Source organism: Halorubrum ruber (assembly GCF_018228765.1).
GTDB lineage: Archaea > Halobacteriota > Halobacteria > Halobacteriales > Haloferacaceae > Halorubrum > Halorubrum ruber.
In genome coordinates this window covers 975,787-1,000,524 of record NZ_CP073695.1, presented here as the reverse complement: position 1 = coordinate 1,000,524, position 24,738 = coordinate 975,787, and the positions used below count along the sequence as shown (strand labels likewise).

At 71.1% G+C, this 24,738-nt stretch carries 24 protein-coding genes and 2 pseudogenes; 17 read left to right on the top strand and 9 right to left on the bottom strand.

Annotation, left to right across the window (positions count from 1 at the left end):
* Positions 1–6: 6 nt before the first annotated feature.
* The 4 genes and pseudogenes from J7656_RS04945 to J7656_RS04930 all read right to left on the bottom strand — a co-directional run bounded on the left by J7656_RS04945 (position 7) and on the right by J7656_RS04930 (position 2,725).
* Positions 7–444 carry a CBS domain-containing protein gene (locus J7656_RS04945; protein WP_017344181.1) on the bottom strand — a complete coding sequence of 146 codons (438 nt, stop codon included), beginning with the start codon at positions 442–444 and terminating at the stop codon, positions 7–9.
* A gap of 86 nt (positions 445–530) precedes the next feature.
* Positions 531–1,442, bottom strand: coding sequence for a 1,4-dihydroxy-2-naphthoyl-CoA synthase (locus J7656_RS04940; protein WP_017344180.1), 912 nt, complete (start codon positions 1,440–1,442; stop codon positions 531–533).
* Between the two features lie 163 nt (positions 1,443–1,605).
* A complete protein-coding gene (locus J7656_RS04935; protein ID WP_004596760.1) occupies positions 1,606–1,845 on the bottom strand; it encodes a hypothetical protein in 240 nt (79 codons plus the stop codon).
* Between the two features lie 107 nt (positions 1,846–1,952).
* Positions 1,953–2,725 (bottom strand): annotated as a pseudogene (locus J7656_RS04930) (GTP cyclohydrolase III).
* Between the two features lie 155 nt (positions 2,726–2,880).
* Here J7656_RS04930 and J7656_RS04925 point away from each other — a divergent pair.
* The 8 genes from J7656_RS04925 (at position 2,881) to J7656_RS04890 (ending at position 8,994) form a co-directional block, all read left to right on the top strand.
* Entirely contained in the window at positions 2,881–3,660 is a 780-nt protein-coding gene (locus tag J7656_RS04925) for an HAD-IIA family hydrolase (protein WP_017344178.1), read from the top strand.
* A gap of 275 nt (positions 3,661–3,935) precedes the next feature.
* Positions 3,936–5,270, top strand: a complete 1,335-nt coding sequence (locus J7656_RS04920; protein ID WP_017344177.1) for a DUF92 domain-containing protein — start codon at positions 3,936–3,938, stop codon at positions 5,268–5,270.
* Positions 5,271–5,762, top strand: coding sequence for a GNAT family N-acetyltransferase (locus tag J7656_RS04915; protein WP_017344176.1), 492 nt, complete (start codon positions 5,271–5,273; stop codon positions 5,760–5,762).
* A gap of 139 nt (positions 5,763–5,901) precedes the next feature.
* Positions 5,902–6,285 (top strand): phosphoribosyl-AMP cyclohydrolase, encoded by a 384-nt coding sequence (gene hisI / locus J7656_RS04910; protein ID WP_017344175.1) that lies wholly within the window; start codon positions 5,902–5,904, stop codon positions 6,283–6,285.
* A 3-nt stretch (positions 6,286–6,288) separates the two neighbouring features.
* Entirely contained in the window at positions 6,289–7,446 is a 1,158-nt protein-coding gene (locus tag J7656_RS04905) for a DUF7118 family protein (RefSeq protein ID WP_017344174.1), read from the top strand.
* Positions 7,447–7,528: 82 nt separating this feature from the next.
* Positions 7,529–7,927, top strand: coding sequence for a DUF7975 family protein (locus J7656_RS04900; protein ID WP_211554282.1), 399 nt, complete (start codon positions 7,529–7,531; stop codon positions 7,925–7,927).
* A 99-nt stretch (positions 7,928–8,026) separates the two neighbouring features.
* Positions 8,027–8,554 (top strand): DUF7342 family protein, encoded by a 528-nt coding sequence (locus J7656_RS04895; protein WP_017344172.1) that lies wholly within the window; start codon positions 8,027–8,029, stop codon positions 8,552–8,554.
* 2 nt (positions 8,555–8,556) lie between these two features.
* Positions 8,557–8,994, top strand: a complete 438-nt coding sequence (locus J7656_RS04890) for a toxin-antitoxin system TumE family protein (protein ID WP_017344171.1) — start codon at positions 8,557–8,559, stop codon at positions 8,992–8,994.
* A gap of 37 nt (positions 8,995–9,031) precedes the next feature.
* Here the strand turns inward: J7656_RS04890 and J7656_RS04885 are convergent, their stop codons facing one another.
* Positions 9,032–9,583: a hypothetical protein gene (locus tag J7656_RS04885; protein WP_017344170.1), complete on the bottom strand. Its 552-nt coding sequence runs from the start codon at positions 9,581–9,583 to the stop codon at positions 9,032–9,034.
* A gap of 134 nt (positions 9,584–9,717) precedes the next feature.
* On the opposite strand from J7656_RS04885, the gene J7656_RS04880 reads away from it, so the two are divergent.
* Positions 9,718–12,492 carry an AAA domain-containing protein gene (locus J7656_RS04880; protein ID WP_017344169.1) on the top strand — a complete coding sequence of 925 codons (2,775 nt, stop codon included), beginning with the start codon at positions 9,718–9,720 and terminating at the stop codon, positions 12,490–12,492.
* 69 nt (positions 12,493–12,561) lie between these two features.
* Positions 12,562–13,119: a diadenylate cyclase gene (locus J7656_RS04875; RefSeq protein WP_017344168.1), complete on the top strand. Its 558-nt coding sequence runs from the start codon at positions 12,562–12,564 to the stop codon at positions 13,117–13,119.
* 26 nt (positions 13,120–13,145) lie between these two features.
* Here the strand turns inward: J7656_RS04875 and J7656_RS04870 are convergent, their stop codons facing one another.
* Together J7656_RS04870 and J7656_RS04865 are read right to left on the bottom strand one after the other, a co-directional pair.
* Positions 13,146–13,850, bottom strand: a complete 705-nt coding sequence (locus tag J7656_RS04870; RefSeq protein WP_017344167.1) for a DUF47 domain-containing protein — start codon at positions 13,848–13,850, stop codon at positions 13,146–13,148.
* Positions 13,851–13,947: 97 nt separating this feature from the next.
* Positions 13,948–14,994 carry a phosphoribosylaminoimidazolesuccinocarboxamide synthase gene (locus tag J7656_RS04865; RefSeq protein ID WP_211554281.1) on the bottom strand — a complete coding sequence of 349 codons (1,047 nt, stop codon included), beginning with the start codon at positions 14,992–14,994 and terminating at the stop codon, positions 13,948–13,950.
* A gap of 149 nt (positions 14,995–15,143) precedes the next feature.
* Here J7656_RS04865 and J7656_RS04860 point away from each other — a divergent pair, with 149 nt between their 5' ends.
* Complete coding sequence (locus J7656_RS04860) at positions 15,144–15,761, top strand: tRNA (cytidine(56)-2'-O)-methyltransferase (protein WP_211554280.1); 618 nt, start codon at positions 15,144–15,146, stop codon at positions 15,759–15,761.
* A 6-nt stretch (positions 15,762–15,767) separates the two neighbouring features.
* Here J7656_RS04860 and J7656_RS04855 read toward each other — a convergent pair whose 3' ends face one another.
* Positions 15,768–17,258 (bottom strand): ATPase domain-containing protein, encoded by a 1,491-nt coding sequence (locus J7656_RS04855; RefSeq protein WP_211554279.1) that lies wholly within the window; start codon positions 17,256–17,258, stop codon positions 15,768–15,770.
* Positions 17,259–17,330: 72 nt separating this feature from the next.
* On the opposite strand from J7656_RS04855, the gene J7656_RS04850 reads away from it, so the two are divergent.
* A complete protein-coding gene (locus J7656_RS04850; RefSeq protein ID WP_211554278.1) occupies positions 17,331–18,851 on the top strand; it encodes a PAS domain-containing protein in 1,521 nt (506 codons plus the stop codon).
* A gap of 28 nt (positions 18,852–18,879) precedes the next feature.
* On the opposite strand, the gene J7656_RS04845 is transcribed toward J7656_RS04850, so the two are convergent.
* A complete protein-coding gene (locus J7656_RS04845; RefSeq protein WP_017344162.1) occupies positions 18,880–19,845 on the bottom strand; it encodes a hypothetical protein in 966 nt (321 codons plus the stop codon).
* 148 nt (positions 19,846–19,993) lie between these two features.
* Here J7656_RS04845 and J7656_RS04840 point away from each other — a divergent pair, with 148 nt between their 5' ends.
* The 5 genes and pseudogenes from J7656_RS04840 to J7656_RS04820 all read left to right on the top strand — a co-directional run bounded on the left by J7656_RS04840 (position 19,994) and on the right by J7656_RS04820 (position 24,430).
* The gene (locus J7656_RS04840) at positions 19,994–20,518 is read left to right on the top strand and encodes a transcription factor (protein WP_017344161.1); all 525 of its coding nucleotides are present in this window, start codon (positions 19,994–19,996) and stop codon (positions 20,516–20,518) included.
* Positions 20,518–21,213 carry a DUF2110 family protein gene (locus J7656_RS04835; protein WP_017344160.1) on the top strand — a complete coding sequence of 232 codons (696 nt, stop codon included), beginning with the start codon at positions 20,518–20,520 and terminating at the stop codon, positions 21,211–21,213. Before J7656_RS04840 ends, J7656_RS04835 begins: the two co-directional genes overlap by 1 nt.
* 15 nt (positions 21,214–21,228) lie before the next feature.
* Positions 21,229–22,008 (top strand): DUF5803 family protein, encoded by a 780-nt coding sequence (locus tag J7656_RS04830; protein WP_017344159.1) that lies wholly within the window; start codon positions 21,229–21,231, stop codon positions 22,006–22,008.
* A 75-nt stretch (positions 22,009–22,083) separates the two neighbouring features.
* A complete protein-coding gene (locus J7656_RS04825) occupies positions 22,084–22,782 on the top strand; it encodes a competence/damage-inducible protein A (protein WP_211554277.1) in 699 nt (232 codons plus the stop codon).
* Between the two features lie 494 nt (positions 22,783–23,276).
* A pseudogene (locus tag J7656_RS04820) lies at positions 23,277–24,430 on the top strand (ATP-NAD kinase family protein).
* The last annotated feature ends 308 nt before the right edge of the window (positions 24,431–24,738 follow it).

Sequence of the window (24,738 nt, the reverse complement as noted above, 5' to 3'; positions counted from 1 at the left end):
CCCCGCTCAGTCGCGGAGGTCGTCGGTCCGCTCCGACCAGCCGGTCGTGTCCGTCGCGAGGTCCCGGACCTCCTGACGGATCCGTGCGTAGTTGTCGACGACGTCCCCCGTGGTGACGATCCCCTCGGGCGTCACGCCGTCGACGAGCTTCTTGACGCCCTCCGAGCGCATGCGTTCCGTGGCGGCTCGGAGCGTCGCGCTCGGCCGGACGGTGACGAGGGGAGCGCTCGCCGCCTTCCGGACTGGGATCGACGACAGGGAATCGTCGGTGACGTATCCGGCGTGGTGGACGTCGCTCTCGGTCAGGATCCCGGCCGGGGTCCCGCCGTCCGTAACGACGACGCTCCCGACCCGGTTGCGGAGCATCCGCTCCGTGGCGTCCCGGACCGTGGCGTCGACGTCGCAGGTCACGAGGTCCGTCGTCATCACCTCCTCGACGAGCATAGCGGAGCTACCGCGGCGGGGTACTTGTAGGTGGCTGCGGGGGGCGCGGCGCCGATCCGCTGTCCCGCCGGGCGGCGGGCCGCCGCTCAGTAGTGCCACGGATAGTCGCGGAACTGCGGCTCCCGGCCCTCCAAGAACGCGTCGCGGCCCTCCTGGGCCTCCTCCGTCATGTACGCGAGCCGCGTCGCCTCGCCGGCGAACACCTGCTGGCCGACCATCCCGTCGTCGGCCATGTTGAACGCGTACTTTAACATCCGCATCGCGGTCGGCGACTTCCGGGTCATCTCGTCGGCCCACTCCAGGGCCACGTCCTCCAGCTCCTCGTGGGCGACGACCTCGTTGACCATCCCCATGTCCGCGGCCTCCTCGGCCGAGTAGGTCTTCCCGCGGAAGAACACCTCGCGGGCCTTCTTCTGGCCGATCTGCTTCGCGAGGTAGGCGGAGCCGAACCCGCCGTCGAACGAGCCCACGTCGGGGTCGGTCTGGAGGAACTTCGCGTGCTCCTCGCTGGCGAGGGTCATGTCGCAGACGACGTGCAGCGAGTGGCCGCCGCCGACCGCCCAGCCGGGGACGACCGCGACGACGGGCTTCGGCATGAATCGGATCAGCCGCTGGACCTCGAGGATGTGGAGCCGACCGGCGCGCGCCGAGCGGACGAGGTCGTCGTCGTCGTCGCCCGCCTCGTCGTCGTCGCGGTACTCGTAGCCGGAGCCGCCCCGCACCGACTGGTCGCCGCCCGAGCAGAACGCCCAGCCGCCGTCCTTCTCCGAGGGGCCGTTCCCGGTGAGGAGGACGGTGCCGACGTCGGCCTGCTTGCGCGCGTGGTCGAGCGCGGCGTACAGCTCGTCGACCGTGCCGGGACGGAAGGCGTTGCGGACCGCGGGGCGGTCGAAGGCGATCCGGACCGCGGGGACGTCGACGGCGCGGTGATAGGTGATGTCGTCGAACTCGTCGGTGACGGGCTCCCACGTGTCGGGATCGAAGATCTCCGAGACCATGCCGGCTCCTACGTCCGGCCCGCTCATAAACGGCGTCGGATCGAATGAGGAGAAACCGCCGACTCAGTCGGACGCGGCGCCGCCGCGCCCCGCGACGAGGACGGGGAGCCGCTCCCAGCGTCTGGGACGGACGCCGGAGTCGCGGCTCGCCCGTCGAGACTCGTCAGTCGTTCTGCGCGTACGCACCCTTCGGGTGCCCCTTGTGCTGGAGGTTGCGGTTGTCGCGCTTCCGCGTCGCGGTCGCGGGGATGACCTCGCGGGTCGGGTCGATCTCCGACCGCGGCATCCCGGTGTACCCGTGGTCCGGATGCTCGGAGCAGTGTGCCATCGCGTCGTGCGAGCCCTCCCACGGGCCCTCGTCACAGCCGTCCGCCGTACAGACGAACACTATCTCCTCTGACATGCTGTGCGGGGGTTCCCGGCCGGTGTATAAAAACCTCGCACCGAAATTATCAGATTTGAATCTGCCGTTCCGCGCCACGAAACCGGCCGACTGCGCGGCTGGACCCGCTAATCGCCAGCGGCGGGCGCGCCGAACAGCTCGACGCTCGTCCCGTCGTGTCGGCAGTCTTCGAGCGCGTGTTTGGCCGTGAAGCCGGCCTCGTGGGCGGAGGCGCCGCGGCCGACGCCGACCTGGAGTTCGACGTCGACGTCGTCCGCGACGTGGGCGACCGCCGACGAGAACGCCGACTCGGGAGGTCGGGGCAGACCGCCACGACGTTGTCGCCGCCGACGAAGAAGGAGAGGGCGCCGTGCGCCTCCCGGAGGTGGCGCATCAGCGAGCCGTACGCCTGTTCGATGTTGATGAACGTGTCGAACTCGTTGAGTCGGTCGGTGTACTTGCCGGTCGCGTTGACCACGTCGAAGTGTGCGACCTGGAGGTCCGACCGATCCGTCTCGGAGAGGTACTCCCCGGCGAGCACCTCTGTCCGGCTCTCGTCTTGGGCGCTCCCCTCCGTCTGGAGCCGCCGGTTCGCCGCTTCGAGCGCGTCGACGGGGCGCTCGGCGACGGCGGTCCCGAGGCTCACGCTGACCGGGTAGCGGTTGCCGATCGACTCCTGAAGGGTCGCGTGGGCCGCGCCGTCGACGCCGTTCGTCACCGCGATCATGTTGTCGAAGCGGGTGAAGAAAACGTAGGCGTCGCGGTGGCCGAGGAACTGGGCGACGTCGGCGAACAGCCGCGACTGGAGCGTCTGGAGGTCCATCTCCCGGCGCGGCTCCGGCGTCGTCGTCCACGGCCCGTAGTTGTCGATCTGGACGAGGGTCACCTGAGTCGTCGTCACAGTGAACACCGATACGGAACGCTGCCGCTTTACCCTTCCGTTATCCCGAAGGTGGAACCGGTACCGAGTTCGTGATCTGCGTGCCCTAGCCCGGGGTCGTCCTTCGCCACGGACGCGGGCGCAACCCCTACGGCCGTGGCGCCCGCATTCGGGGTATGACATACAGCGGCGCCGTCATCGACGTCGACGGCACGGTCGTGCGCGGCGACGATCCGATCCCGGGCGCCCCGGCGGGGTACCGGCGGCTCCGCGAGGCCGGAGTCGAGCCCCTGTTCGTCTCGAACAACCCGACGAAGGCGCCGCCGGCGTACGTCGACCGCCTCGGCGCGGCGGGGTACGACGTCGACGCCGACCGCGTCTTCACCGCCGGCAGCGTGACGACGCGGTACCTCCGAGAACGCCACGCGGACGACGACCTGCTCTGTATCGCCGCCCCGGGACTGCTCGACCAGTTCGCGGAGGCGGGGCTCTCGACGACCGACGACGTCGACGCCGCCGACGCCCTGGTCGCCTCCATCGACCGCGAGTTCGACTACGACGACCTCTGTACCGCGCTGTGGGCCTTAGAGCGCGACATCCCGTTCATCGGAACCGACCCCGACGTGGTGATCCCGGCCCCCGAGCGCGACGTGCCCGGGTCGGGCGCCGTGATCAACGCGATCGCGGGCGTCGCGGAGCGCGAGCCCGACGCCGTCCTCGGCAAGCCCTCCGACACCGCGATCGAGATGGTGCGCGAGCGGCTCCCCTACCCCGCCGAGGAGTGTCTCGTCGTCGGCGACCGGCTCGACACGGACATCGCGCTCGGGGAGCGCGCCGGGATGACGACGGTGCTCGTCCGCTCCGGCGTCACCGACGACGACGACCTCGCCGCGTCCGCGATCGACCCGGACCACGTGATCGACCATCTCGGAGAGATCGATCGCGTCGTCGACTGAGGACCCCGCAACGAGCCGCCAACTACGTTCGCCGTGTGGGAAACAGTTATGTACCGGCGAGCGCACCGCTCGCATATGGGAGTGGTTGACTCACACGAAGATCGGACCGGGGACGACGAGGAGGATCCGGAGGAGTCCGTCCGCGTACTGGAGGGACACGCGGTCCAGTTCAACGAGTACCGGTACTGAAAGCGGCGTCGCGGGCGCTTCGGTCGGCGATCGACCGCCCGACGGCTGTCGGGACCGTTAAGTGGTCGTCGGGGGTAGCCGAAGGTGTGATACGGAGGCTCCGACGCGCGAGCGTCTTCGCCGCGGTGGCCGCGCTCGCGGTCCTCGCGCCGTCGCTCGAGACCGCCGCCGCCGTCCCCTTCTTCGCCGTCGCCGGCGCGGCCTTCTTCGGCGTCCGCGACGGGGAGTGGTTCGAGACGCTCGCGCTGCCCGGCGACCGCGAGGCGGAGCGCCTCTACGGGCTCGTCTCCTTCGCGCTCGCCGGCGCGGGCCTCGCGCTGTTCGCCTCGCTGCCGCGCGCCCCGCTGCCGTACGAGGCGTTCGCGGCCGCCGCGCTCGCGGTCGGCGCCGGCCGCCTCGGTCGGACGCTCGTCTCCCGCCGGACGACCGACGAGTTCCCGCTCGTCGCCGGCTACGTCGCCGCCGGGACGGCCGCCGCCCTCGTCGGACAGATCGGGGTGCGGCTCCAGACCGGCGCCCCCGTCGACGGGGAGACGGTCCCGCTCCTCGTCTTCCTCGCCGCGTCGGCCGCGCTGACGGCGGCGCTCGTCCGCTCGCTCGTGTTCTCCCGGGACGCGCACATCACGACGATCCTCGTCGCGTTCGTCGTCTGGGGCTTCCTCGCTTTGGAACCGACCGTCGGCCCCCTCCTCATCGTCGTCGGCCTCGCGGTGACCGGCGCGCTCGGCTACGTCTCCTTCGCCATCGGCACCGCCTCGGTCGCCGGGATGCTCACCGGCGTCGTCTCGGCGCTGCTCGCGGTTGTCCTCGGCGGCGTCGGCTGGTTCCTCACGCTCATGTCCTTCTACGCGATCGGCGGCCTCGCCTCGAAGTACCGGTTCGACGAGAAGGCGGCCCGGGGAGTCGCCCAGGAGAACGAGGGCGCCCGCGGCACCGGCAACGTGCTGGCGAACTCTGCGGTCGCGCTCGCGGCGGTGGTCGGGTACGCGGCCGCGCCGCACCTCGCGGTCCCGGCCGCCCCCCTCGGCTTCGCGTTCGCGGGCGCGACGGCGACCGCGATGGCCGACACGCTCTCCTCGGAGATCGGCGGCCTCTTCGACGGCCCGCGGCTGGTGACGACGCTCCGCCGCGTCGAGCCCGGCACCGACGGCGCGATCACCTGGCAGGGGGAGCTGGCGGGCCTCTCCGGAGCCCTGCTCGTCGGCGCCCTCGCCGCCGGCGGGACGCCGGTGCTCGACCCGGTAACCCCGGGCGGCGTTGCGGCGGGCGGCGCCGTGGTCGCCGCCGGCGTCGCCGGGATGACCGTCGACAGCCTCCTCGGCGCCCTGATCGAGGGCGACCGGGTCGGCAACCAGGCCGTGAACTTCCTCGCGACGCTCAGCGGCGCGGCCGTCGCCGTCGCGCTCTGGGCGGTGGTGTGAATGGCGGGCGAGAACGCGTCCGGCTCCGGCAGGGACGAACGCGACGGCGACAACCGAGCGTCCGACGAACGCGACGGCCCCGACCCCCGAGTCCGCCCGGGACGGACTGCCGACGCCGACCGGATCCGCGAGCTCCAGTCGCACCTCCGGCAGCCGAGCCCGGACCTGCTGGAGTACGGGCTCGCGGTGGGCGCCGCCCAGGTGAGCGTCGCCGACGGCCGCGTCGTCGGCTACCTCCTCCCGGTGGACGCGCCGAACCGCCCGGGCGTCCACGTCGCCGAGCTGGTCGTCGCGCCCGCCTTCCGCCGGGAGGGGCGCGCCCGCGGGCTCCTCCGCGCGGCCATCGCCGACGCCGACGGCCCGGTGACGCTCCAGGCGCACCCGGACAACGACGCGGCGCTCGCCCTCTACGAGTCGCTCGGCTTCGAAGTCGTCGAGCGGCGGCCGGACGCGTACGCCGACGGCGACGCGCTCGTCTTGCGGCTGGGGTAGCGCGCCCGAGGCGCTCGCGACGGGTAGCGCACACGAGACGCTCGCGACGGGTAGCGCACCCGAGTCGCCTCGCGGCAGGCGCTCCCGCGCGGTGACCGCAGACACAAGGACTATTCGAGCGCCACGCCTCCGGACAGCCATGAGTGACGCCGACGCGGAGGCCGAGCCGATCGACGTCGACTTCGGCGAGAGCGGGTTGGTGCCGGCGGTCGCCCAGGACGCCGACTCCGGCGAGGTGTTGATGCTCGCGTACGTCTCGCCCGAGGCGCTCGCGCGCACCCGCGAGACCGGCGAGGCCCACTACTACTCCCGGTCCCGCGAGGAGATCTGGCACAAGGGAGGTACCTCCGGCCACACCCAGTCGGTCCGGGAGGTCCGGGTCGACTGCGACGCCGACACCCTTCTGTACCTCGTCGACCAGGCTGGCGGGGCCTGCCACACCGGTCACCGCTCGTGTTTCCACCGGACGATAGACGGCGAGCACGTCGGTGAGCGCGTCTTCGACCCCGACGAGGTGTACTGACCGATGGCCGAGGCCGTCACGGAGAGCGACGGCGCCGACCCCGTCGCCGAGGCCGGCGAGGCGGCCGCGCGGCTCCGCGAGCGCTACGACGAGCTCCGCCGGATCGAGTCCCGGATCGACGGCTACGGGCGCGACCGCGTCGAGGCGGCCGCGGACGCCTACCGCCGCGCGCAGCGGGTTCTCGACCGGTTCGAGGAGGACGCGGTCGGCTCGGGCGACTTCGAGTCGTACGTCCGCTTCCGCGGCGAGTTCGGCGACGCGGTCGACGTGGACGACGACACGCCCGCCGGCGACGCCTTCGAGGCGGCCGACGAGGCGGTCGACAAGCGCCGGCTCTCCGAGTCGGACTTCGCGGCCGCACGCGAGGCGCTGGAGCCGGCCGGGGAGTTCGTCGACCTGCTGGAGGCGTACGACGACGCGGTCGACGACTACCGGGCGGCCCGGAAGGACGCCCGCGAGGCCCGCAAGCGCCTCGACTCGCGGCTCGACGAACTGCGCGAGGTCGCGGGGATGGCCGACGCCGACCTCGACGCCGACCTCGATCGCCTCCGCGACCCGATCGAGGCGTACGACGAGGGGATCCGGGAGGCGTTCCGGGAGTTCTTCAAGTCGGCGTCCGCCCGCGAGGTGTTCGACTTCCTCGACCGCGCGGACGCGACGCCGTTCGTCGACGTCGACGTGCCGCCGACGGACCTCGCCGAGTACGTCGAGACGCACGCGGCCGGCGAGGAGCCGCCCGCGACGCTGTTGGAGTACGCCGACTACACCAACTCCAAGCTGGAGCACTACGTCGACGACCCGGGGGCGCTCCGCACCGCGGTCGCGGTCCACCGGACGTACCTCGAACGCCTCGACGGCGAGCCGCTGACGCTCGACTGGCCGCCGAAGCCGGGCGACGAGCTCGCCTACGAGATCGACGAGCTGGTCCCGCTCGTCGGCCGGATCGCGGACGACGAGGTCGTCGCGACGCTCCGCTCCGTCCGGGAGCTGGCGCGGAGCGACGAGTACGAGCGGCTCCGCCGCGCGGCCGAGGTGCGCGACGCGCTCGACGGCGACGACCTGGCGCTGATCGAGCGCGGCGGGGCCGACGAACGGCTCGCCGAGGCCGAGCGGACGCGCTCGCTCGTCGACGACGTGCTGGCGGAGACGGAGCGGGAGTAGGTCCGACGCGGCGCAGTCGGTGACGGGACGCCCGCCGCTCCGGAGTGCGGATTTTTAAGCCCCGTCGCGGCCGAGCGACCGTATGACCAGATTCGACGCCGCGACCGAGGACGAGCGGCTGAAGCTGTTCGCCGACGCCGCGGCCGCGCACCGCGCGCGCTCCGGCGACGTGATGACCGTCGACGTCGACCCCGACAGCGACGACACCGAGGGGGGCGAGGTGCCACCGTGGATCCAGCTGGCGGGGACGGAACTCATCTTGGACTGTACCGACGAGGAGTTAGACCGCCTGAAGGACCTGCTCTCCGAGTTCCCCGAGTTCCGGATCGACGAGCTCGTCAGCCCCGAGGAGGCCGAGGGGACGAACGCCGTCGTCACCGCGCGGTCGGACGCGAACCGCGTCGCGGGGTTCGTCGAGCGCGCGTTCCGCGAGGTGTACGAGCTCGACGCCGAGTATCAGGCGTGGGTGACGGCGATCTGACGGCGGCGGATTCGGCACGAGGTGCTGGTACGGTGCCGGCGACACACAAATATCTGAGAGGCACAAAGATATTTTGATGGCCGGTCCGTACGCGTCGCCATGACCAACTTCGATCCCGCCCCCGATTCCGAGGCGGGCGAGTCGCGGTGGCAGGCGGGGACCGACACGTTCGGTCGCGTCTACGACGCGGTCCTCGGTCTGACGTCGCCGACGGCTTACACCGACGTGGCCGACCTCGCAGACTGCTCGCCGAACGCGGCGAAGAAGCACCTCGATCGGCTGGCGGAGATGGGCGTCGCCCGCGCGAACCGAGAGAGTCGCCCGGCGACGTACGAGCGGAACGAGGGGTACCTCGAATGGCAGGACGCGAGCCGGATCGCGGCAGACCTCTCGGTCGAGGAGATCATCGACCGGGTCGCCGACCTCGAAGAGCGGCGGTCCGAGTACGAGGCGCGGTTCGACGCAGACGACCCGAGCGTCGTCTCCGTGTTCGACGCCGCCGACCACGAGACCGTCCACGAGCGGATGGAGGCGGTGAGCGACTGGCGCCGAGCGATTCGGGACCGCCGGCTCTACGAGCTCGCGCGCCGGCTCGCGGAGAACGACGGGCGCCTGATCCCGGCCTGAAGATGGGTCCGTCGGACGGAGATGCGAGGAACGGTTCGACCGGCCCGCCGGACCGACAGACGCTGCGACTGCTCGAACGACAGCTGGCGTCGGATCCCCTCGTCGCCGCGACCGAGTTCGAGCCGGACCCGTACGAGCCGCGGTCGCTGCGAGCGGAACTGGACACGGAGCGATATCCCGATCCGGTGACCGCGGCCCGGGTCGACGTCCGGTGGTTCGCGACGGACGACTTCTCGATCCACTACGTCGAAGACCGGAGTGACGACCGTTGGGAGTGTCGGTGGGATCGCCACCCGAACGCCCACGACGCTCGGGTCCACTTCCACGAGCCGCCGACCGGCGCCGAGGTGTCCGGCCTTGACCTGCCGTCGCTCCACCCCCTCGAAGTGTACTCGACGGCGTTCGACGCGATCGAACGGCGCGTCGAATCGCTGTGGTGAGGGGGTCGCTCGGACCGACTTTCCGACTGCGCCGGCCTCAGTGGAACCCGCGGTCGACGTCGTCGTCCTCGATCAGGTCGTCGAGCTCCGAGGTGAGCAGCTCCTCGGCCTCGTCGAAGGTGTCGGAGAGCTCGTCGAGCTCGTCGGGGCGGCCGTCGAACTCGTACTCCATCGGACCAAACGCGGGCGATTCGACCGCCTCCATCACGTCCTCGAAGAGGTGGTCGGGGTCGGTCGGCGCCTCGGCGTGGACCCGCAGCGCCTCCGTGAGCCGCGTCGCCATCTCCTCGGCGTGCTCCTCGTCCTCGGGCGCCGACTGAACCGCGAACCGGCCGTCGCTGTCGGCGTCCGGGAGGAGCGGGTCGAGCTCGTCGTCGACCTTGCGAGCGACCTGTGCGCCCACGCCGCGGAGGTCGCGCGGGTTCTTCGCGTACGTCTTCAGGTGGTAGAGGCCGACGCTCGGGTGGCCGAAGTAGAGGTCCTCGCCGAGGCCGCCCTCGCGGGAGCCGGCGACCGCCCGCCAGCCGTCGGGGTCGGTCGAGTCGCTCGCGACGTCCGCGAGGATGTCGTCCCAGTCTCGTACGCGCATGTCGGTCGACTCATCGGTCGCGCGAGCGCAAGAGCGTGTCGGTGCCGGCGGATCGGGACGGACGGAGTCGCGCGCGGTCGACGGCCGACCGCCCCCACCGACAGCGTTTTTCGGGGCCGCCGCCGAGCGGGGACGTGAACGTTCGCGGGCCGATCGTCTCCGTCGGGGAGGCGCGGACGGTGTCGACGTCGTACGGCGAGCGCGACCTCCGCGAGCTGCGGGTCCGGCCCGACCGCGGCGCGGGCGATCCGGTCGACGTGACGCTGTGGGGGAAGTGGACGGAGACGGCCGAGCACGCTGAACCGGGGATGGAACTGCTCGTCACCGACCCGGAAGAAGACGAGTACCGCGGCGAGACGGGATACGCGACGACCGACGAGTCGTGGGTCGTCCTCCAGCCCGACTTCCTCGTCGACGTGACCGGGATCCGGTCGTGGGTCCAGTGCCCGCGGATGTACTATTTAAATAAGCTCTCCGGGGTCCCGCTCAACTACCCGGTCGTCAAGGGGACGATCGTCCACGAGGTGTTCGGGGACCTACTCCGAGGCGTGGAGCTGGAGGAGTCGATCGAGGACCGCGTCGCGGAGGCCGGCCTCGAACTCGGCCTCTTAGGCTACGAGACGGAGGAGGTCGAAGATGAGGTGCGCCGCAACGCCGCCGCCGTCGAGGGGTGGCTCGCGCAGGGCACCCTGAGCGACGAGGACACGTGGCGCTCGGAGTTCACGCTCATCTCGCCCACGTTCGGTTTAAAAGGGCGGGCGGACGCGCTCCGACGCGGCACCCCCGTCGAGCTGAAGACCGGGAAGAACACCAAGCGGGAGCCGCGGTTCCACGACAAGGTTCAGGCGGCCTGCTACGCGCTCATGCTCGACGAGCGCGGCGTCGATCCGGACATCGGGACGCTGCTGTACACGAAGAACACCGCCCTCGACCGCAACGAGGAGTCGGGCGACCTCGCGCCCGCCAAGGAGTTCACCGTCGGGCGGGGCTTCCTGGAGTTCGTCGTGCGCGAGCGCAACGCCCTCGCCGCGATGGAGTGGCGCGCGCTCAACGACCCCGGCGAGCGCCCCACCGTCCCGACGGGGTACGAGGCGGACGCGACGTGCAGCTACTGCTTCGAGCAGGACACGTGTATGGTCGTCTCCGGCCGCCTCGATCAGGAGTCGAAGGCAGGGCAGGTCGGGACGCCCGTGCCCGACGCGGAGCGCGACTACTTCGACCGCTTCTACGTCGCCTTGGAGGAGGAGCGCCGCGAGACTCACGCCGAGTACCGGAAGCTGTGGGAGCAGACCCCGGAGGAGCGGGCGGCCGACGACCGCGCGCTGATCGACCTCGAACCGGTCGCGCAGACGGAGATCGACGACGCGCGCTGGGAGCTCCGCGCCCGGAAGCCCGGCGACGCCGTCTCGAAGCTCCGCGAGGGCGACGTGGCGCTCGCGAGCGACGGCGACCCAGTCTCCGGCCACGCCGAACTCGGGCGGATCACCGAACTCGGGAAAGACGAGGTCGTCGTCGAGACGGACGAGCCGGTCGAGCTGCGCCGGCTCGACGTCTACCCCTCCGAGATCTCCGTCGACCGATCGCTCACCGCGCTCCACGACGCCGTGCTGAAGGGCGACCCCGACCGCAAGGACGTGATCTTCGGCCGGCGCGAACCGGAGTTCCGGGACCCGGCCGAGCGCCCGCCGGGCAGTCCCGGGAGCGGCGACGCGGACGGCCCGGACGCGCCCGAGGCGTACATCGACAACAACGCGTCCCAGAACGAGGCGGTCGAACTCGCGGTCGACGCCGAGGACCTGGCGCTGATCCACGGGCCGCCGGGCACCGGGAAGACGTACACCATCGCGCGGACGATCCGGGCGCTCGTGGCGGAGGGGAACCGGGTGCTGCTGTCGGCGTTCACGAACCGCGCGGTCGACAACGCCCTCGAAGCGCTGCGCGACCAGGGGTTCGAGGACTGGGTCGCGTCTTCGCGACCAGATGGAGCCGGTGAAACCGGCGGAATCCTGCGCGTCGGCACCGAGACCGGCGTCCGCGGTGACATGCAGGACGTGCGGCTCGTCCAGCGCGGTGAGCCGAACGCGAAGGCGGCCGAGCTGCGGGACGCACCGGTCGTCGCCGCAACGACCGCTGCCTGCGGCTCCCGGGTCATGCGCGAGTGCGAGTTCGACGTGGCGCTCGTCGACGAGGCCTCCCAGCTCACGGAGCCCGGAACCCACGCCGCGATCAACCGCGCGGACCGGTTCGTCCTCGTCGGCGACCACGAGCAGCTCCCGCCGGTCGTCCGCGCCGAGAACGACCTCCAGACCTCCCTCTTCCAGCGCCTCATCGAAGAGTATCCGGACGCGAGCGTGATGCTCGACCGCCAGTACCGGATGAGCCAGCGCATCCAGGCGTTCGCCTCCGCGGAGTTCTACGACGGCGCGCTCCGGCCCGCCACGCCCGAAGTGGCCGGGCAGACGCTCGCGGATCTCGGCGTCGACCCCGACGCGCTCGCGCCCGAGCTGACGGGCGGCGTGGGGTTCGTCGACCCCGACGGCGAGCGCGACGGCAACCGGAACGTCCGCGAGGCCGAGCGCGTCGCCGCGGTCGTCGACGCCTACGTCGCCGCCGGCGTCGATCCGGACGACATCGGCGTCATCGCCCCGTTCCGCGCGCAGGTCGCGGAGATCGGTCGCCGGACCGACGTGACCGTCGACACCGTCGACCGCTTCCAGGGCTCCTCGAAGGAGGTCATCCTCGTCTCCTTCGTCGCGACCGGCGACCTCGACGGCCCCATCTTCGAGGACCACCGCCGGATAAACGTCGCGCTCACCCGGGCGAAAAAGCAGCTGACGCTCGTCGGCGACGCCGACGCGCTCGGCTCCGACCCATTCTACGAGCGGGTGCTCGACTGGGCGCGGCGGTGAGGCGAGCGGCGGCGAATTCGACCCCACGAGCGTTTAACACGCCTCCGCCCCTATCGACGGTAGAGCCGAATGGAAGAACTCGATCAGGTGTTGAAGAAGTACGCCACCAGTCAGGATCTCATGGACCAGATCCGATACGTGGCCGAGGCGTTGAGCATGGAGTTCGACAAGTGGGACGACCAGTACGTGAGCGGTCCGAGCCTGTACTTCCTCGTCGTCGCCGAGACCGACTTCGAGTCGTACACCGACCCGCTGGGAGAGAACGTCTGGCCGACCGACCGGTGTAAGATCGTGCTCGACTCGCCGGAGGCGTTTCGGCGGGTCGCCGAGGACGTCGGGTTCAGCCGCGACGGCGCGATCGTCGTGACGGGCGACGGGACGATCCAGCGACAGATGGTCCGAGTCCGAAGCCCTCACCACGCGGAGGTACCGGGAGTCGCGGAGCTCGAGTACCCCGACTGGATGGGAACCAAACACATGAGCGCCCTGGAGACGTCGCTCCGGCAGAACGTCCTGTGGGCGATCACGCTCAGCGAGGAAGACGGCCGCGTCACCACGTACCTCGACGGCACGTATCAGGACTACCCCCGCGAGGAGATCGGCGGTCGGTGGCGGCCCGGGGGGTAGCTGCGCCGCGGCCGACGCGCCGCGCGCTACTCGCCGTCCGTCTCGGTCACGATCCCCGGCTCCTTGCTCGCGATAACGACGATCCGGTCGGTGAGGTCCTCGATCGTGTTCGCCAGCTCGTCCAACAGGACCGCGAGCTCGCGGTAGACGAGCGGCTGGTCGATAGAGCCGTCGGCGAACGCCGTCTCGATGGCGTCGTTGCGGAGCTCGTCGCACTCGCTTTCGAGCGCGCGAATCGACGCTATCCCCTCGGCGAGCGTCTCCGTGGCGTCGGCGCGGGCGAGTCCCCTGACGAACCCCTCGACGACGTCGGCGAGGACGACCGTCATCTCGGCGATCCGGTCGGCCATCTCGCGCATGTCGTCGAACGGTTCGACGCCGGCCGCGGGGCGCATCATCGCCACCTCTTGGACGATCCGCTCGGTGTGGTTCGCGACCACGTCGAGCTCGTTGTAGAAGTCGAGCAGCGCGGACTCGTTGAAGTTGATCCGCGTGTTCAACAGGCCGATGTCGTCCGGTCCGGCGTCGGTGATGAGCGCCCTGATCTCGCGGACGAGCTCGTCACACTCGCTTTCGACCGCGGCGATCTCGTCGACCGTCTCGTCGAACGCGCCCTCGGTCGCGTACGCATCGAGCGCTCGCGGGAGGAGCGCGACGCAGTCGTCGATTCGGTCGAGATACGCGACCGTCCGGTTCTCGAGCCGTTCCCCGAAGTCGGCGTCGGTGGTCATGCGCGGAACCACGCGCGTCGGCGGTAAAGAGGTTCCCTCGCGTTTCGTCGATCGTGAGGGTTTGACGGCGACTCGCAGCGGATTTGCCGCCCCCGGCCTACAGCGCGTCGACCGCGTCGAGCGCCGCCTCGATGTCGGGTACGTCGAACCACTCGCGGTCGGTGTACGCGTTCGTCCCGGCCGCGTACATCTCGGAGACGGCCGCGACGACCGCGGGCGGCAGCGGGTCGGGCGACTCGTCGCAGAGCTCGCGCCAGTCGTCGATGTCGCGGCCCGCCACCGACTCCTTCGCCTCCTTCACGGCCGCGACCCAGTCGGGGTCGTTCGCCTTGTACCACTGGCGGACGACCTCCTTCGAGATCCCGCGCCCGCCGTAGGAGAACCGGTTCTCGTCGAACGTGCCGACCACGTCGGCGACCCGGAGCTCGCCGTCGACGTAGAGGCACTCGATCTTCCCGTCCTCGTGGACGAAGCCGGCCGCCTCGGCGCGCTCGGTGACGACGCGGTTCACCTCTCGCGCGAGGGACTCGAGGGCGTCGACGTCGGCGACGCCCGCGACCGCGTCGGCCTCCGCGCGGGTCAGGTAGCGGTCCTGTTGCTCGTACTTCGTCGAGAACTCCACGACCGGCTCGGGGAGGTCGACCGGCTCGTCGGGCCACTCGCCGTCGCCCCCCGCGAGGTCGTCAAGGCCGAAATCCGCGGGCTCCCTGCGGCGCCGGAGGCTGGAGCCGACGGGGACGCGGTTGCGGAACACCACTTCGAGGGGGACGAGGTAGTTCTCGCCGCCCGCGGCGTGGAAGGCGTCGTAGTCGTAGCCGGCGTGCGGCCCCTCGTACGGGAGGTCGGGGACCTGCGTCAGGTCGATGGCCATCTCCGTCGGCGGCGCGCTCGCCTCGTCGAGCGGGACGACATCGCCGGAGTCGGCGTCCGCGACCCCTCGGTAGTGGGTCGGGACCCCCTCGCGCTCCAGCAGTTCGAAGTTGAACGCGCCCATCGCGCAGAGGCTCGCGCCCTTGTTCGGGATCACGTCGGGCATCTGCCCCCAGTCGAACACCGAGTAGGCGTCCGTGAAGACGAACCGCCCCCGGCCGAGCCCGTCGGCGGTCGCCGGCTCGTCGACGCGGAACTCCTTGACGCTCGTCATGGCGCATACCGCGACCGCCTCCCACAAGAAGGTTTCAGTTACGTGGTCACCTCGGGTCGACTCGCTCCAATTCGATCCACGAGTACGGATCAACACGGCCGCGCCCTCGCATCGAAAGCGACACCCGACTCGCCCTCGCACTCCGTGGCATGAACGATGCGCGCGAGGTCGTCGTCCTCCGGTACGGCCACCGGCCGGGGCGCGACGACCGCATGACGACGCACGTCGGGCTCACGGCGCGGGCGCTCGGCGCCGACCGGGTGATACTCCCCGACAACGCGGGGCAGTCGGCGGAGACGGTCCGCGATATCACCGACCGGTTCGGCGGGCCGTTCGCGGTCGAGCTCCGCGACGACCAGAAGGCGTTCGTCGGGAACTTCGAGGGCGTCGTCGTCCACCTCACGATGTACGGCGAGCGCGTTCAGGACGTGGAGGAAGACGTCCGCGAGGCGGTCGGCCTCGACGAGCCCGAGGTCGTCGGGGAGGCGTCGCCGCCGCGCGACCTCCTCGTCGTGGTCGGCGGCGAGAAGGTGCCGTGGGCGCTGTACGAGCGCGCCGACTTCAACGTGGGCGTGACGAACCAGCCGCACTCCGAGGTCGCCGGGCTCTCCGTCTTCCTCGACCGCCTGTTCGAGGGCGCGGAGCTGGACCGCGAGTGGGCGGACGCCGACCGTCGCGTGGTCCCGGAGGCGATCGGCAAGACGGTGGTCGACGCGGGGGAAGAGGTTGCGGACGACGACGGCTCCGACCCCGCCGGTCCGAGCTGAGACGCGCTACTCGTCGCGGTCGCCGCGCTCCGCCCCGCGCCGCTCCCGGTCGAGGACCTCGGGCGTGCCGCTCAAGATTCCGCGGAGCCCGGACATCGGCTCGCCGACGGTGATCCCGTGTTCCGTGATCTTGAACTCGCGGATCGTGCGCTCGAAGTCGCTCGTGCGCTTTTTTAAGACGCCGATCGCCTTCCGGATCTCGCCGTCGACCTCGAGGTGGCGGAGGAACAGGATGTTGTCGGCGAGGTAGCTGACGTTCTCCATCGTCGCCTGGAACTCCCCGGTGACGTTCCGCGTCTCGTCGACGAAGATCCCCGTCACGCCCGCGTTCTTCAGGTAGCGACCGAGCGCGTGTATCTGCTGGAGCATCTGGTCGTCGCCGCCGCGGAGCGTCAGCCGGTAGCCGGAGATGCCGTCGATCATGACGATGTCGGCGTCCCGCCCCTCGACCTCGTCGCGGACCATCCGCGCGAACTCCTGTGGCGACCGCTCTAACGCTTCCACTTCGACCACCTCAAGGGTCCCCTTCTCCATCATCTGGTCCACCGGGATGTTGACCGCCCGCGACCGGGCGAGGAACGTCCCCCTCGTCTCCTCGAACAGGTAGATGACGGAGCGTTCGCCCCGGCCCGCGGCCTCCTTCATGAACTGCGTGCTGAGGGTCGTCTTCCCCACGCCGGTCGGCCCGCTCACGATGCTGACGGTGCCGCGCTCGATGCCGCCGTGGAGCAGCTCGTCGACCTCCGGAATGCCGGAAGAGATCTGCTCGAACCGGCCGTCGCCCGCGTTGCGCACACCGGGCTGGAGCGCCGGATACACCTCGATCCCCGAGTCGGTGACCCGGTAGGCGTGGTCGCCGCCCTGCGTCGCCGAGCCGCGGAACTTCGGGACGCTCACCGTCTTGCCGTACGACGCGGCGTCCAGTCGGATCGTCCCGTCCGTGATGAACTCCAAGTCGTCCGTCGGCAGCGACTCGGTGTTCTGGACGGTGAACAGCACCGTCGCCCCGCGGTCCTTTAAAAACCGCATGAACCCGACCACCTGCTTCCGGAACTGGTAGTCGTCGGACAGCAGGAAGCGGAGCTGGGTCAGCGGGTCGACGACGACGCGGTCCGGGTCGACCGCGGTGACGCCCTCGACGATGCGGTCGGTCAGCGGCTCGCGTTCGACCTCCGCCGGCTCGAACACCTCGTACGACTCGTCCTCGACGAACGCGTCGGCGCCCGGACTCAGATCGAGGAACTCGATCGCGTCGGTGTCGAAGCCGAGCGCGGCCGCGTTCGCCTTCAGGTCGCGGAGGTCCTCCTCGAGGTTGACGAACAGCGCCGTCTCCCCCTCGTCGACGCCCTGCTGGAGGAAGTGGAGGCTCAAGATCGTCTTCCCGCTCCCGGCCTGCCCGCGGATCATGTAACTCCGTTCGGGAACGAGGCCGCCGGACAGAATCTCATCGAGCCCGGCGATGCCGGTCGACGCTCGCTCGGCCGTTGGCGATGTCATACCACCCCGGTCGGCCGCGACCGCCATATATATGGGTAGTTCTTAGTGCGTTCCCTGCCTCGTTGAAACGAGATGGATTCGGAGTCGGGTCCGACTGTCGCTGGTGTCGACAGCGACGGGTCCGACCCCGGCGAGGCGGTCGGCGACAACGTCCGAACCGCCGATCGCGTGCGCGGGGAGACGCCGACCGCGGGCGGCGACGCGACGGTCCTTCTCCTGATGGACGCCGACCGCGACCGCGACCTGCTCGCCGAGGCGCTGGGCGAGCGCTATCGGATCCGGACCGGGAGCGACCCGTCCGCGCTCGACGGCGAGTTCGACTGCTGCGTCCTCGACGCGAAGGCCTTCGACGCCGCCGGCGACGCGCTGGACTCCCGGCGCGAGCGCGCAGATCCCGCGTTCCTTCCGTTCGTGCTGTTGGTGAGCGAGGGGTCTCGGGGGCGGCCGGCCGACCGCGCGTGGGATCGCGTCGACGACGTCATCGAGCTGCCGGTCACCCGACGGGCGCTGCTCACTCGGGTCTCGAACCTGATCGAGCGCCGGACCACCTCGCTCCGCCTCAGGCGGACCGTCGCGGAGCTGCGGCTCACGGAGCGAGCGATGGACGAGGCCCCCGTAGGAATCACCCTCGCGCGGGCGACGGACGGCGACGACAACCCGCTCGCGTACCTCAACGAGGAGTTCGAGGCGCTGACCGGCTACGGCGAGGAGCGGCTCGGCGAGGACTGCCGATTCCTCCAAGGTCCCGACACGGCCGACGAGACGACCGACGAGATCCGGGCAGGACTCGACGAGGAGCGGTCGGTCGACGTGGACATCCTCAACTACCGAGCGAACGGACAGAAGTTCTGGAACCGGCTCCAGATCGAGCCCCTACAAAACGAGGCGGGCGAGACCACGCACTTCGTCGGGTTCCAGACGGACATCACCGAACGGAAGATCCGCGAGCGGCGCCTGGAGGTGATGGCCCGGGTGCTCAACCACAACCTCCGGAACAAGATGAACCTCATCACGGGGTACGCGGGCCTGCTCCGAAACGGTCCCGACGAGGAGTCGCAACGCCGGGCGCTCGACGTGATCTCCGAGACGGCTGCGGACCTCACGGGGATCGCGGAGGCGGTTCAGAAAGTCGACGAGACGGTCTCGGCGCCCGCGCTCGACGCCCCGATCGACCTCCGCGACGAGCTGATCGAACTCCGGAACCGGATGCGGAGCCGCTACCCGGACGCCGAGGTGAGCCTGACGCTCCCGGACGACGACCCGATAGAGGCGACGGTCGTCGGCCTCCCGGTCGCCGTGGCGGAGGCGGTCGAGAACGCCGTGAAGCACAACGACGCGCCGTCGCCGTCGGTCGAGGTGCGCGTCGAGCGCAGTCCGCCGGGGTGGGTCGCGATCGAGGTCGAGGACGACGGCCCCGGGATCCCGGACCACGAGACGCAGGTGTTAGTGGCGGGCGAGACGTCGCTGACCCACGCCGACCGGCTCGGCATCTGGCTCATGTACTGGGTCGTGGCGAAGGCGGGCGGCGAGTTCGACGTCGACACCACGGAGAGCGGGACGACGATCCGGATCGAAGTGCCGGTCGATCCCTGATCGGGGGGCGAGCCCGCCGCGCGGCCGCCTACAGCGCCCGCTTCGAGCGGAGCCGCGCGAGCCGCGTCCGCGCCTCCTGGCGGCTCGTCCCGCGCACGCGACCCGTCTCGGCGTCGGCCATGGAGACGAAGGAGAGCCGGTCGAGGAGCGGCGGCCAGTCGCCGGCGCCCGCGGCGTCGCCGGCGAACGCGACCGCGTTGCCGAGCCCGTTCCGCTCCTCGCTCCCGGCCCGCGCGACCAGCGCGTCCGCGGCGCGCCGCCCGCCGGCGACAGCGAGTCGATCGCCGACCGTCGCGGGGATCCACGCCGGGAGGAGCAAGAGCCAGCAGCAGACCCCGGCGGCCGCGTACGCCCACGACGGGACGCGCTCGCGGTCCGGCTCGTAGCCGTGGATCCGGTTGACGCGCCGGTCCGCGGCGGTGCGGTCTCCGCGCCGTCCCACGAGCAGCGTCGCGAGCAGCGCCGCGGTCTCGACGGCCGCCAGCGCCGGGAGCGTCGCGGTCGTGAGCAGCGCCTGCCGCGTCCGGATCCGCACCAGCGCGTGGCGCAGCGCGGCGTCGCGGTCGGCCTTCGGGAGGGCGAGCAGCCGCGTCGAGACCACGAGCCGCGACCCGCGGTAGCCGTCCGTCGCAGCGACGTTCGCGGCGTCGGCGCGGACCGCGGTCACCTCGGGCGCGTCGACGCCGACCTCGGCCGCGAGCGTCTCGACGCGGTCGGCGACGAAGTCGGCGCGGCGGTCGTCGAGGTCGGCGGCGGGGAGCCGCGCGATCCGCCTGTCGACGAGGACCGGGCCGAGCATCGCCGAAGCAGCGGGACCGACGACGACCGCGGCGAGCAGTCCCCCGGGCGCGCCGAGTGGGACGAGCCCGAGCCCGCCGGGGCCGAGCAGCGCGGCGAGCGGGACCAGCGGGACCGCCGCCAGCACCGCCGGGACCGCGAGGAGCGCGAGGGCCCCGAGCGCGCGTCGCCCCCGTCCGTCCACCGAGTCTGCCATACGGGCGAGTGTGAGCCACGGCCCGTAAAGCTCTGCCGGACCCGCGGGTCGGCCGCGGGGTCCGAAGGGTGATCGCTCCGGGATCGTGCGAGGAGCGCGACCGCGCCTTTCGGAGGTTTTAACCGGATTCCACCACCAGTTTCCCGTAATGGCTTTTGAGGATCTACTGAACGACCCCGTCATCCAGAAGTACCTCCACGAGCTGGTGGGGCCGACGGGGATGCCGGTCGCGGCCGCGCCGCCCGACGGCGAGGTCACCGACGAGGAGCTGGCCGAGGAGTTAGGCTTAGAGCTCAACGACGTGCGGCGCGCGCTGTTCATCCTGTACGAGAACGACCTGGCGACGTACCGGCGCGTCCGCGACGAGGACTCCGGGTGGCTCACGTACCTGTGGACGTTCCACTACGACAACATCCCGGAGAACCTCCAGGAGGAGATGTACCGACTGCTCGAGGCCTTAGAGGAGCGCGAGGAGTACGAGCGCACCCACGAGTTCTACCTCTGTGAGGTGTGTTCGATCCGCTTCGAGTTCGGCGAGGCGATGGACTTCGGCTTCGAGTGCCCCGAGTGCGGCTCGCCGCTCGAAGCGATGGACAACGACCGGCTCCGCGACGCGATGGACCAGCGCATCGAGGCGCTGCGCGACGAGCTCAACGTGGACGTGACCGGCTGATGGTCGTCCTCGCAACCAAGTGCTACGTCGAGGGCGACGCCCGCGAGCGCGCCCTCGACGGCATGAACTCGCTCGTCGCCAACGACGTGGGCGAGCTCGACGTCGACTGGCAGGTGGGCGTCCGCGACGACGACTTCGTCCAGATCGACGTGACGGGCGAGGACGCGCCGGTCGCGCGCAACGTCCTCGCGGAGACGTGGGGCGAGATCGTCGCCCACGACGGCGGCCTCGAAGCGGGCGAGGAGTACGTCGGGACGCTCGAGTCGTGGGACGACGTCGGGTTCACGCTCGACGCCGGCGTCGACGTGTTCGTCCCGGCCGACGAGCTCGGGCTCGGCGTCGGCTCGCCGGAGCAGGTCGTCGAGCGGTTCGGCCTCGTCCAGCACCTCCCGATGCGGTTCGTTTACGGCGGCGACGCCGGTGACCCGGACGCGGAGCCGAGTCGGCTCGCCGACGCGGAGCGCGACCGCCTGTACGACTGGCAGCGCGGCGACGGCCGGGTGAACGTCAACTCGGCGACGCGCGGCGAGACGCGCGCGACGGTGAACCGCGCGGGCCACGCGCAGGACATCGTCACCGTCGAGCGGCTCGGCCTCCTCGAACAGAGCATCGTCTGCGCGGAAGGCACCGACCCGCCGGGACTGCTGGCCGCCATCGGCTCGTACCTCCCGGCCGAGATGCGCTGTGTGGTCTAACCAGATCCGAGAACCGTGAACAGACGCTTCGCGCTCGCGGCGGCGGCGATCGCCCTCCTCGCGGTCAGCGCCGGCTGCCTCGGCTACGCGACCGGCGGCGGCGAGGTGACGAACGAGACGCTCGACGCCGAGCCGCCCCGCGAGTACGAGTTCGACACGGACCGCGACGCCGCGTTCACCCTCTCGACGGACGCGAGGTACACCGCCGTGTACGCGGTCGGCGACCGGGAGGAGATCCGGCTGTACGAGCAGACGCCGTACGCGGGCGACCAGCCCCTGGAGTTCGAGGCGTTCCGGTATCGGTACCCCGACGGCGAGGTGATCACGGGCAGCGAGTTCCGCGCCCGCGGCGGCGAGATCGAGCGGACGACCGACGAGACGTGGATCCGGTTCGCGGACGACATGGCCGGCGGGGAGGCGGCGTTCTCGGGCGCCGGGTCGCCGCGCCGGTTCACGATGCGCGCCTACGTCGAGGGGTCGTACGCCGTGACGCTCCCGCCGGGCTTCACCACGGAGTTCCCGATCGTCGGCCACGTGTCGCCGCGTGACCACTCCGTCGAGGCGGTCGGCGACCGCGACCGGATCGTCTGGGACGGGGTGTCGGGCGGCTCGATCGTCGTCCAGTCGTACCGCGAGGGCGACTTAGTGGTGTTCGGCGTCATCCTCGTGATCGGAGCGGTCGCCGCGGTCGCCGGGACGGTCTACTTCCGGCGACAGCTGGAGGCGCTCCGCGAGCGCCGCCGCGACCTCGGTTTGGGCGTCTACGACGACGATGACGACGACGGCTTGCTCTGACGGCCGCGGGCGCGTCGATCCCCGAACGCCGCCCCCGCCGCGGTCCTTTTCTACCGCGCGGCGCTTGCGTTCGGTATGAACGCCGCCGTCGTCACCGTCGGGGACGAGCTCCTCGTCGGTGACACCGAGAACACGAACGCCACCTGGCTCTGCGACCGCCTCGACGCGCGGGGCGTCGCGGTCAGGCGGGTGACCGTCGTGCCGGACGAGGTGAGCGAGATCGCGCGAGTCGTCAACGAGTACCACGCCGAGTACGACGCGGTGATCGTCACCGGCGGTCTCGGGCCGACGCACGACGACGTGACGATGGAGGGAGTCGCGGCCGCGTTCGGCCGCGACCTCGTCGAGAACGAGGAGGCGGCCGCGTGGCTCGCCGAGCGCGGGTACAGCGGGAGCGACCTCGCGGCGGAGACGACGCACCTCCCCGCCGACTGCCGGCCGCTGCCGAACGAGGCCGGAGTCGCGCCGGGCGCGGTCGTCGAGTCCGTCTACGTTCTGCCCGGCGTGCCGACGGAGATGAAGACGATGTTCGAGCTAATCGCCGAGGAGTTCGCGGGGACGCTCACCCACGTGGTCACGGTCGACGTCGACGAGCCGGAGAGCGAGCTGCTCGACCGGATCGCGTCGCTGCGCGAGCGGTTCGACGTGCGCGTCGGCTCCTACCCGGGCGAGATCGTGACGGTGAAGATCACCGCCGAGAGCGAGGCGGAGGCGGAACGCGCCGCAGCGTGGATCCGCGAACACGCGGACGCGGTCGAGGAGGAGTCCGTCTGAGTCGTCGGGCAGAGAAGGGGGACCGCGGTCGGGAAAGGCGTTCTAGCGGTACAGGTACGCGACCCACACGGCGACGAGCGCGAGGCTCGCGAGCAGGACCGCGCCCGCGGTCGCGCTGATCGGCAGCGGCTCCGTCACGGCGGCTTCGAGGATCATATCTCGGGGTTGTTCTGGGGGCATCTTAAGTATTGATTCTCGGGCGAAGAGGGAGTTATCTCACGGACGAGTACCGCCGCGCGACGCGAAAACGGGACCGGGCGGCGTGGGCGTGTGGCAGCTACCGCGAGAGGGATCCAGTCCCGGTGAGACGAGCAGACGTCACCGATGGCGGGCTCACTCCATCGGCACTCGTGTAGACGGGTGGACACCTGTTGGTTCCCGTGCCTCGTTGTTGAGGAGTTTTAAAACCGGTCGGACGGGCCGCCGCTCTCGGGAACCGCAGCGGCTCGGCCGGACGCGGCCCGCTTAAGAGGCCGGCGCGGTGAACGTCGGGCATGTACGTGGGGATCGCGGTGAACCCGGTCGCCGGGATGGGCGGCCGCGTCGGACTGAAGGGGACCGACGGGAAGGTGGCCGAGGCGGTCGAGCGCGGCGCGGAACCCCGGGCGCCGGACCGGGCGCGACGGATGGCCGAGCGGCTGGCCGCGGTCGCGCCCGAGACGGAGATTTCCGTCGCCGCGGACCCGATGGGTGAGTCGATCGTCCGCGAGGCCGGCTTCGATCCCGCCCGCGTCGTCGACCCCTTCGACAGCGAGGGGTCGGAGTCGGCGGCTCCCCCGAGCCGACGGAGACGACCGCGGCCCACACTGCCGCCGTCGTCCGGGCGTTCGCGGGGCTCGACGGCGACGGTGCGGCCGCGGCCGATGGAGAAGCGGGGGAGACCGACCCCGTCGACCTCGTCCTGTTCGTCGGCGGCGACGGGACCGCTGCGGACGTCGCGGACGCGCTGGAGGGGACCGACGTGCCGATGCTCGGCGTCCCCGCCGGCGTGAAGGTGTACTCGTCGGTGTTCGCGGTGTCGCCGGAGGACGCCGCGGAGGTCGCCGCCTCGTTCTCGCGGACCGAGCGCCGCGAAGTGATGGACATCGACGAGGACGCCTACCGCGAGGGCGAGGTCAACCCGACGCTCCGCGGGGTCGCGCACGTCCCGGTCGCGGACAACCTCCAGTCGTCGAAACAGACGGCGAGCGGCACCGTCGAGTCGCTGGCGGAGGGGGTCGCGGCCGACATCCGCGAGCGCGACGGCGAGGGCGTCACCTTCGTCCTCGGCCCGGGGTCGACGGTGGGCGCGATCAAAGACGAGCTCGGCTTCGAGCCGTCGCCGATCGGGGTCGACGTCTGGCGCGACGGTGAGGTGATCGTCCGCGACGCGACCGAGGCGGAGATCCTCGACGCGCTCGGCGAGGAGAACGTGGTCGTCGTCTCACCGATCGGCGGGCAGGGGTTCGTCTTCGGCCGCGGCAACCCCCAGATATCGCCGGCCGTGATCCGGCGCTGCGACCTCCGGATCGTCGCCTCGCGCGCCAAGCTCGACGACGTGCGCGCGCTCCGCGTCGACACCGACGAGCCAGACCTCGACGACGAGCTCGCGGGCTGGGTCCGCGTCCGCGTCGGGAAGTTCGAGACGCGGATGATGAAGATCGTTTGACCGGGCCGCATCGTCCCCGGTCGCGACTGCGTCGAGTGATGCGGTATTTAAATAGACAGAAATGGGCGGGTCGAGTACTTATAAACCGAACTGCGGTGGCGCGCGCCTCCGAGTGGCCGCCGAAGGCGGCCGCGAGGAGCACGCGCGAGGGAGTCGCTGGCGCCCGCGGCGCCAGCGACGAGGCTGGGGAGGCGTGAGGTGCTGTGCGGTCGCGGTCGGGTGGGACTCAAAGGGGCAGTCGCGAGGGCGAAGCACGGCGACGTAAGCACCGCAGCGAAGGAGCGAGCAACGCGAGCGACTGAGCGAGG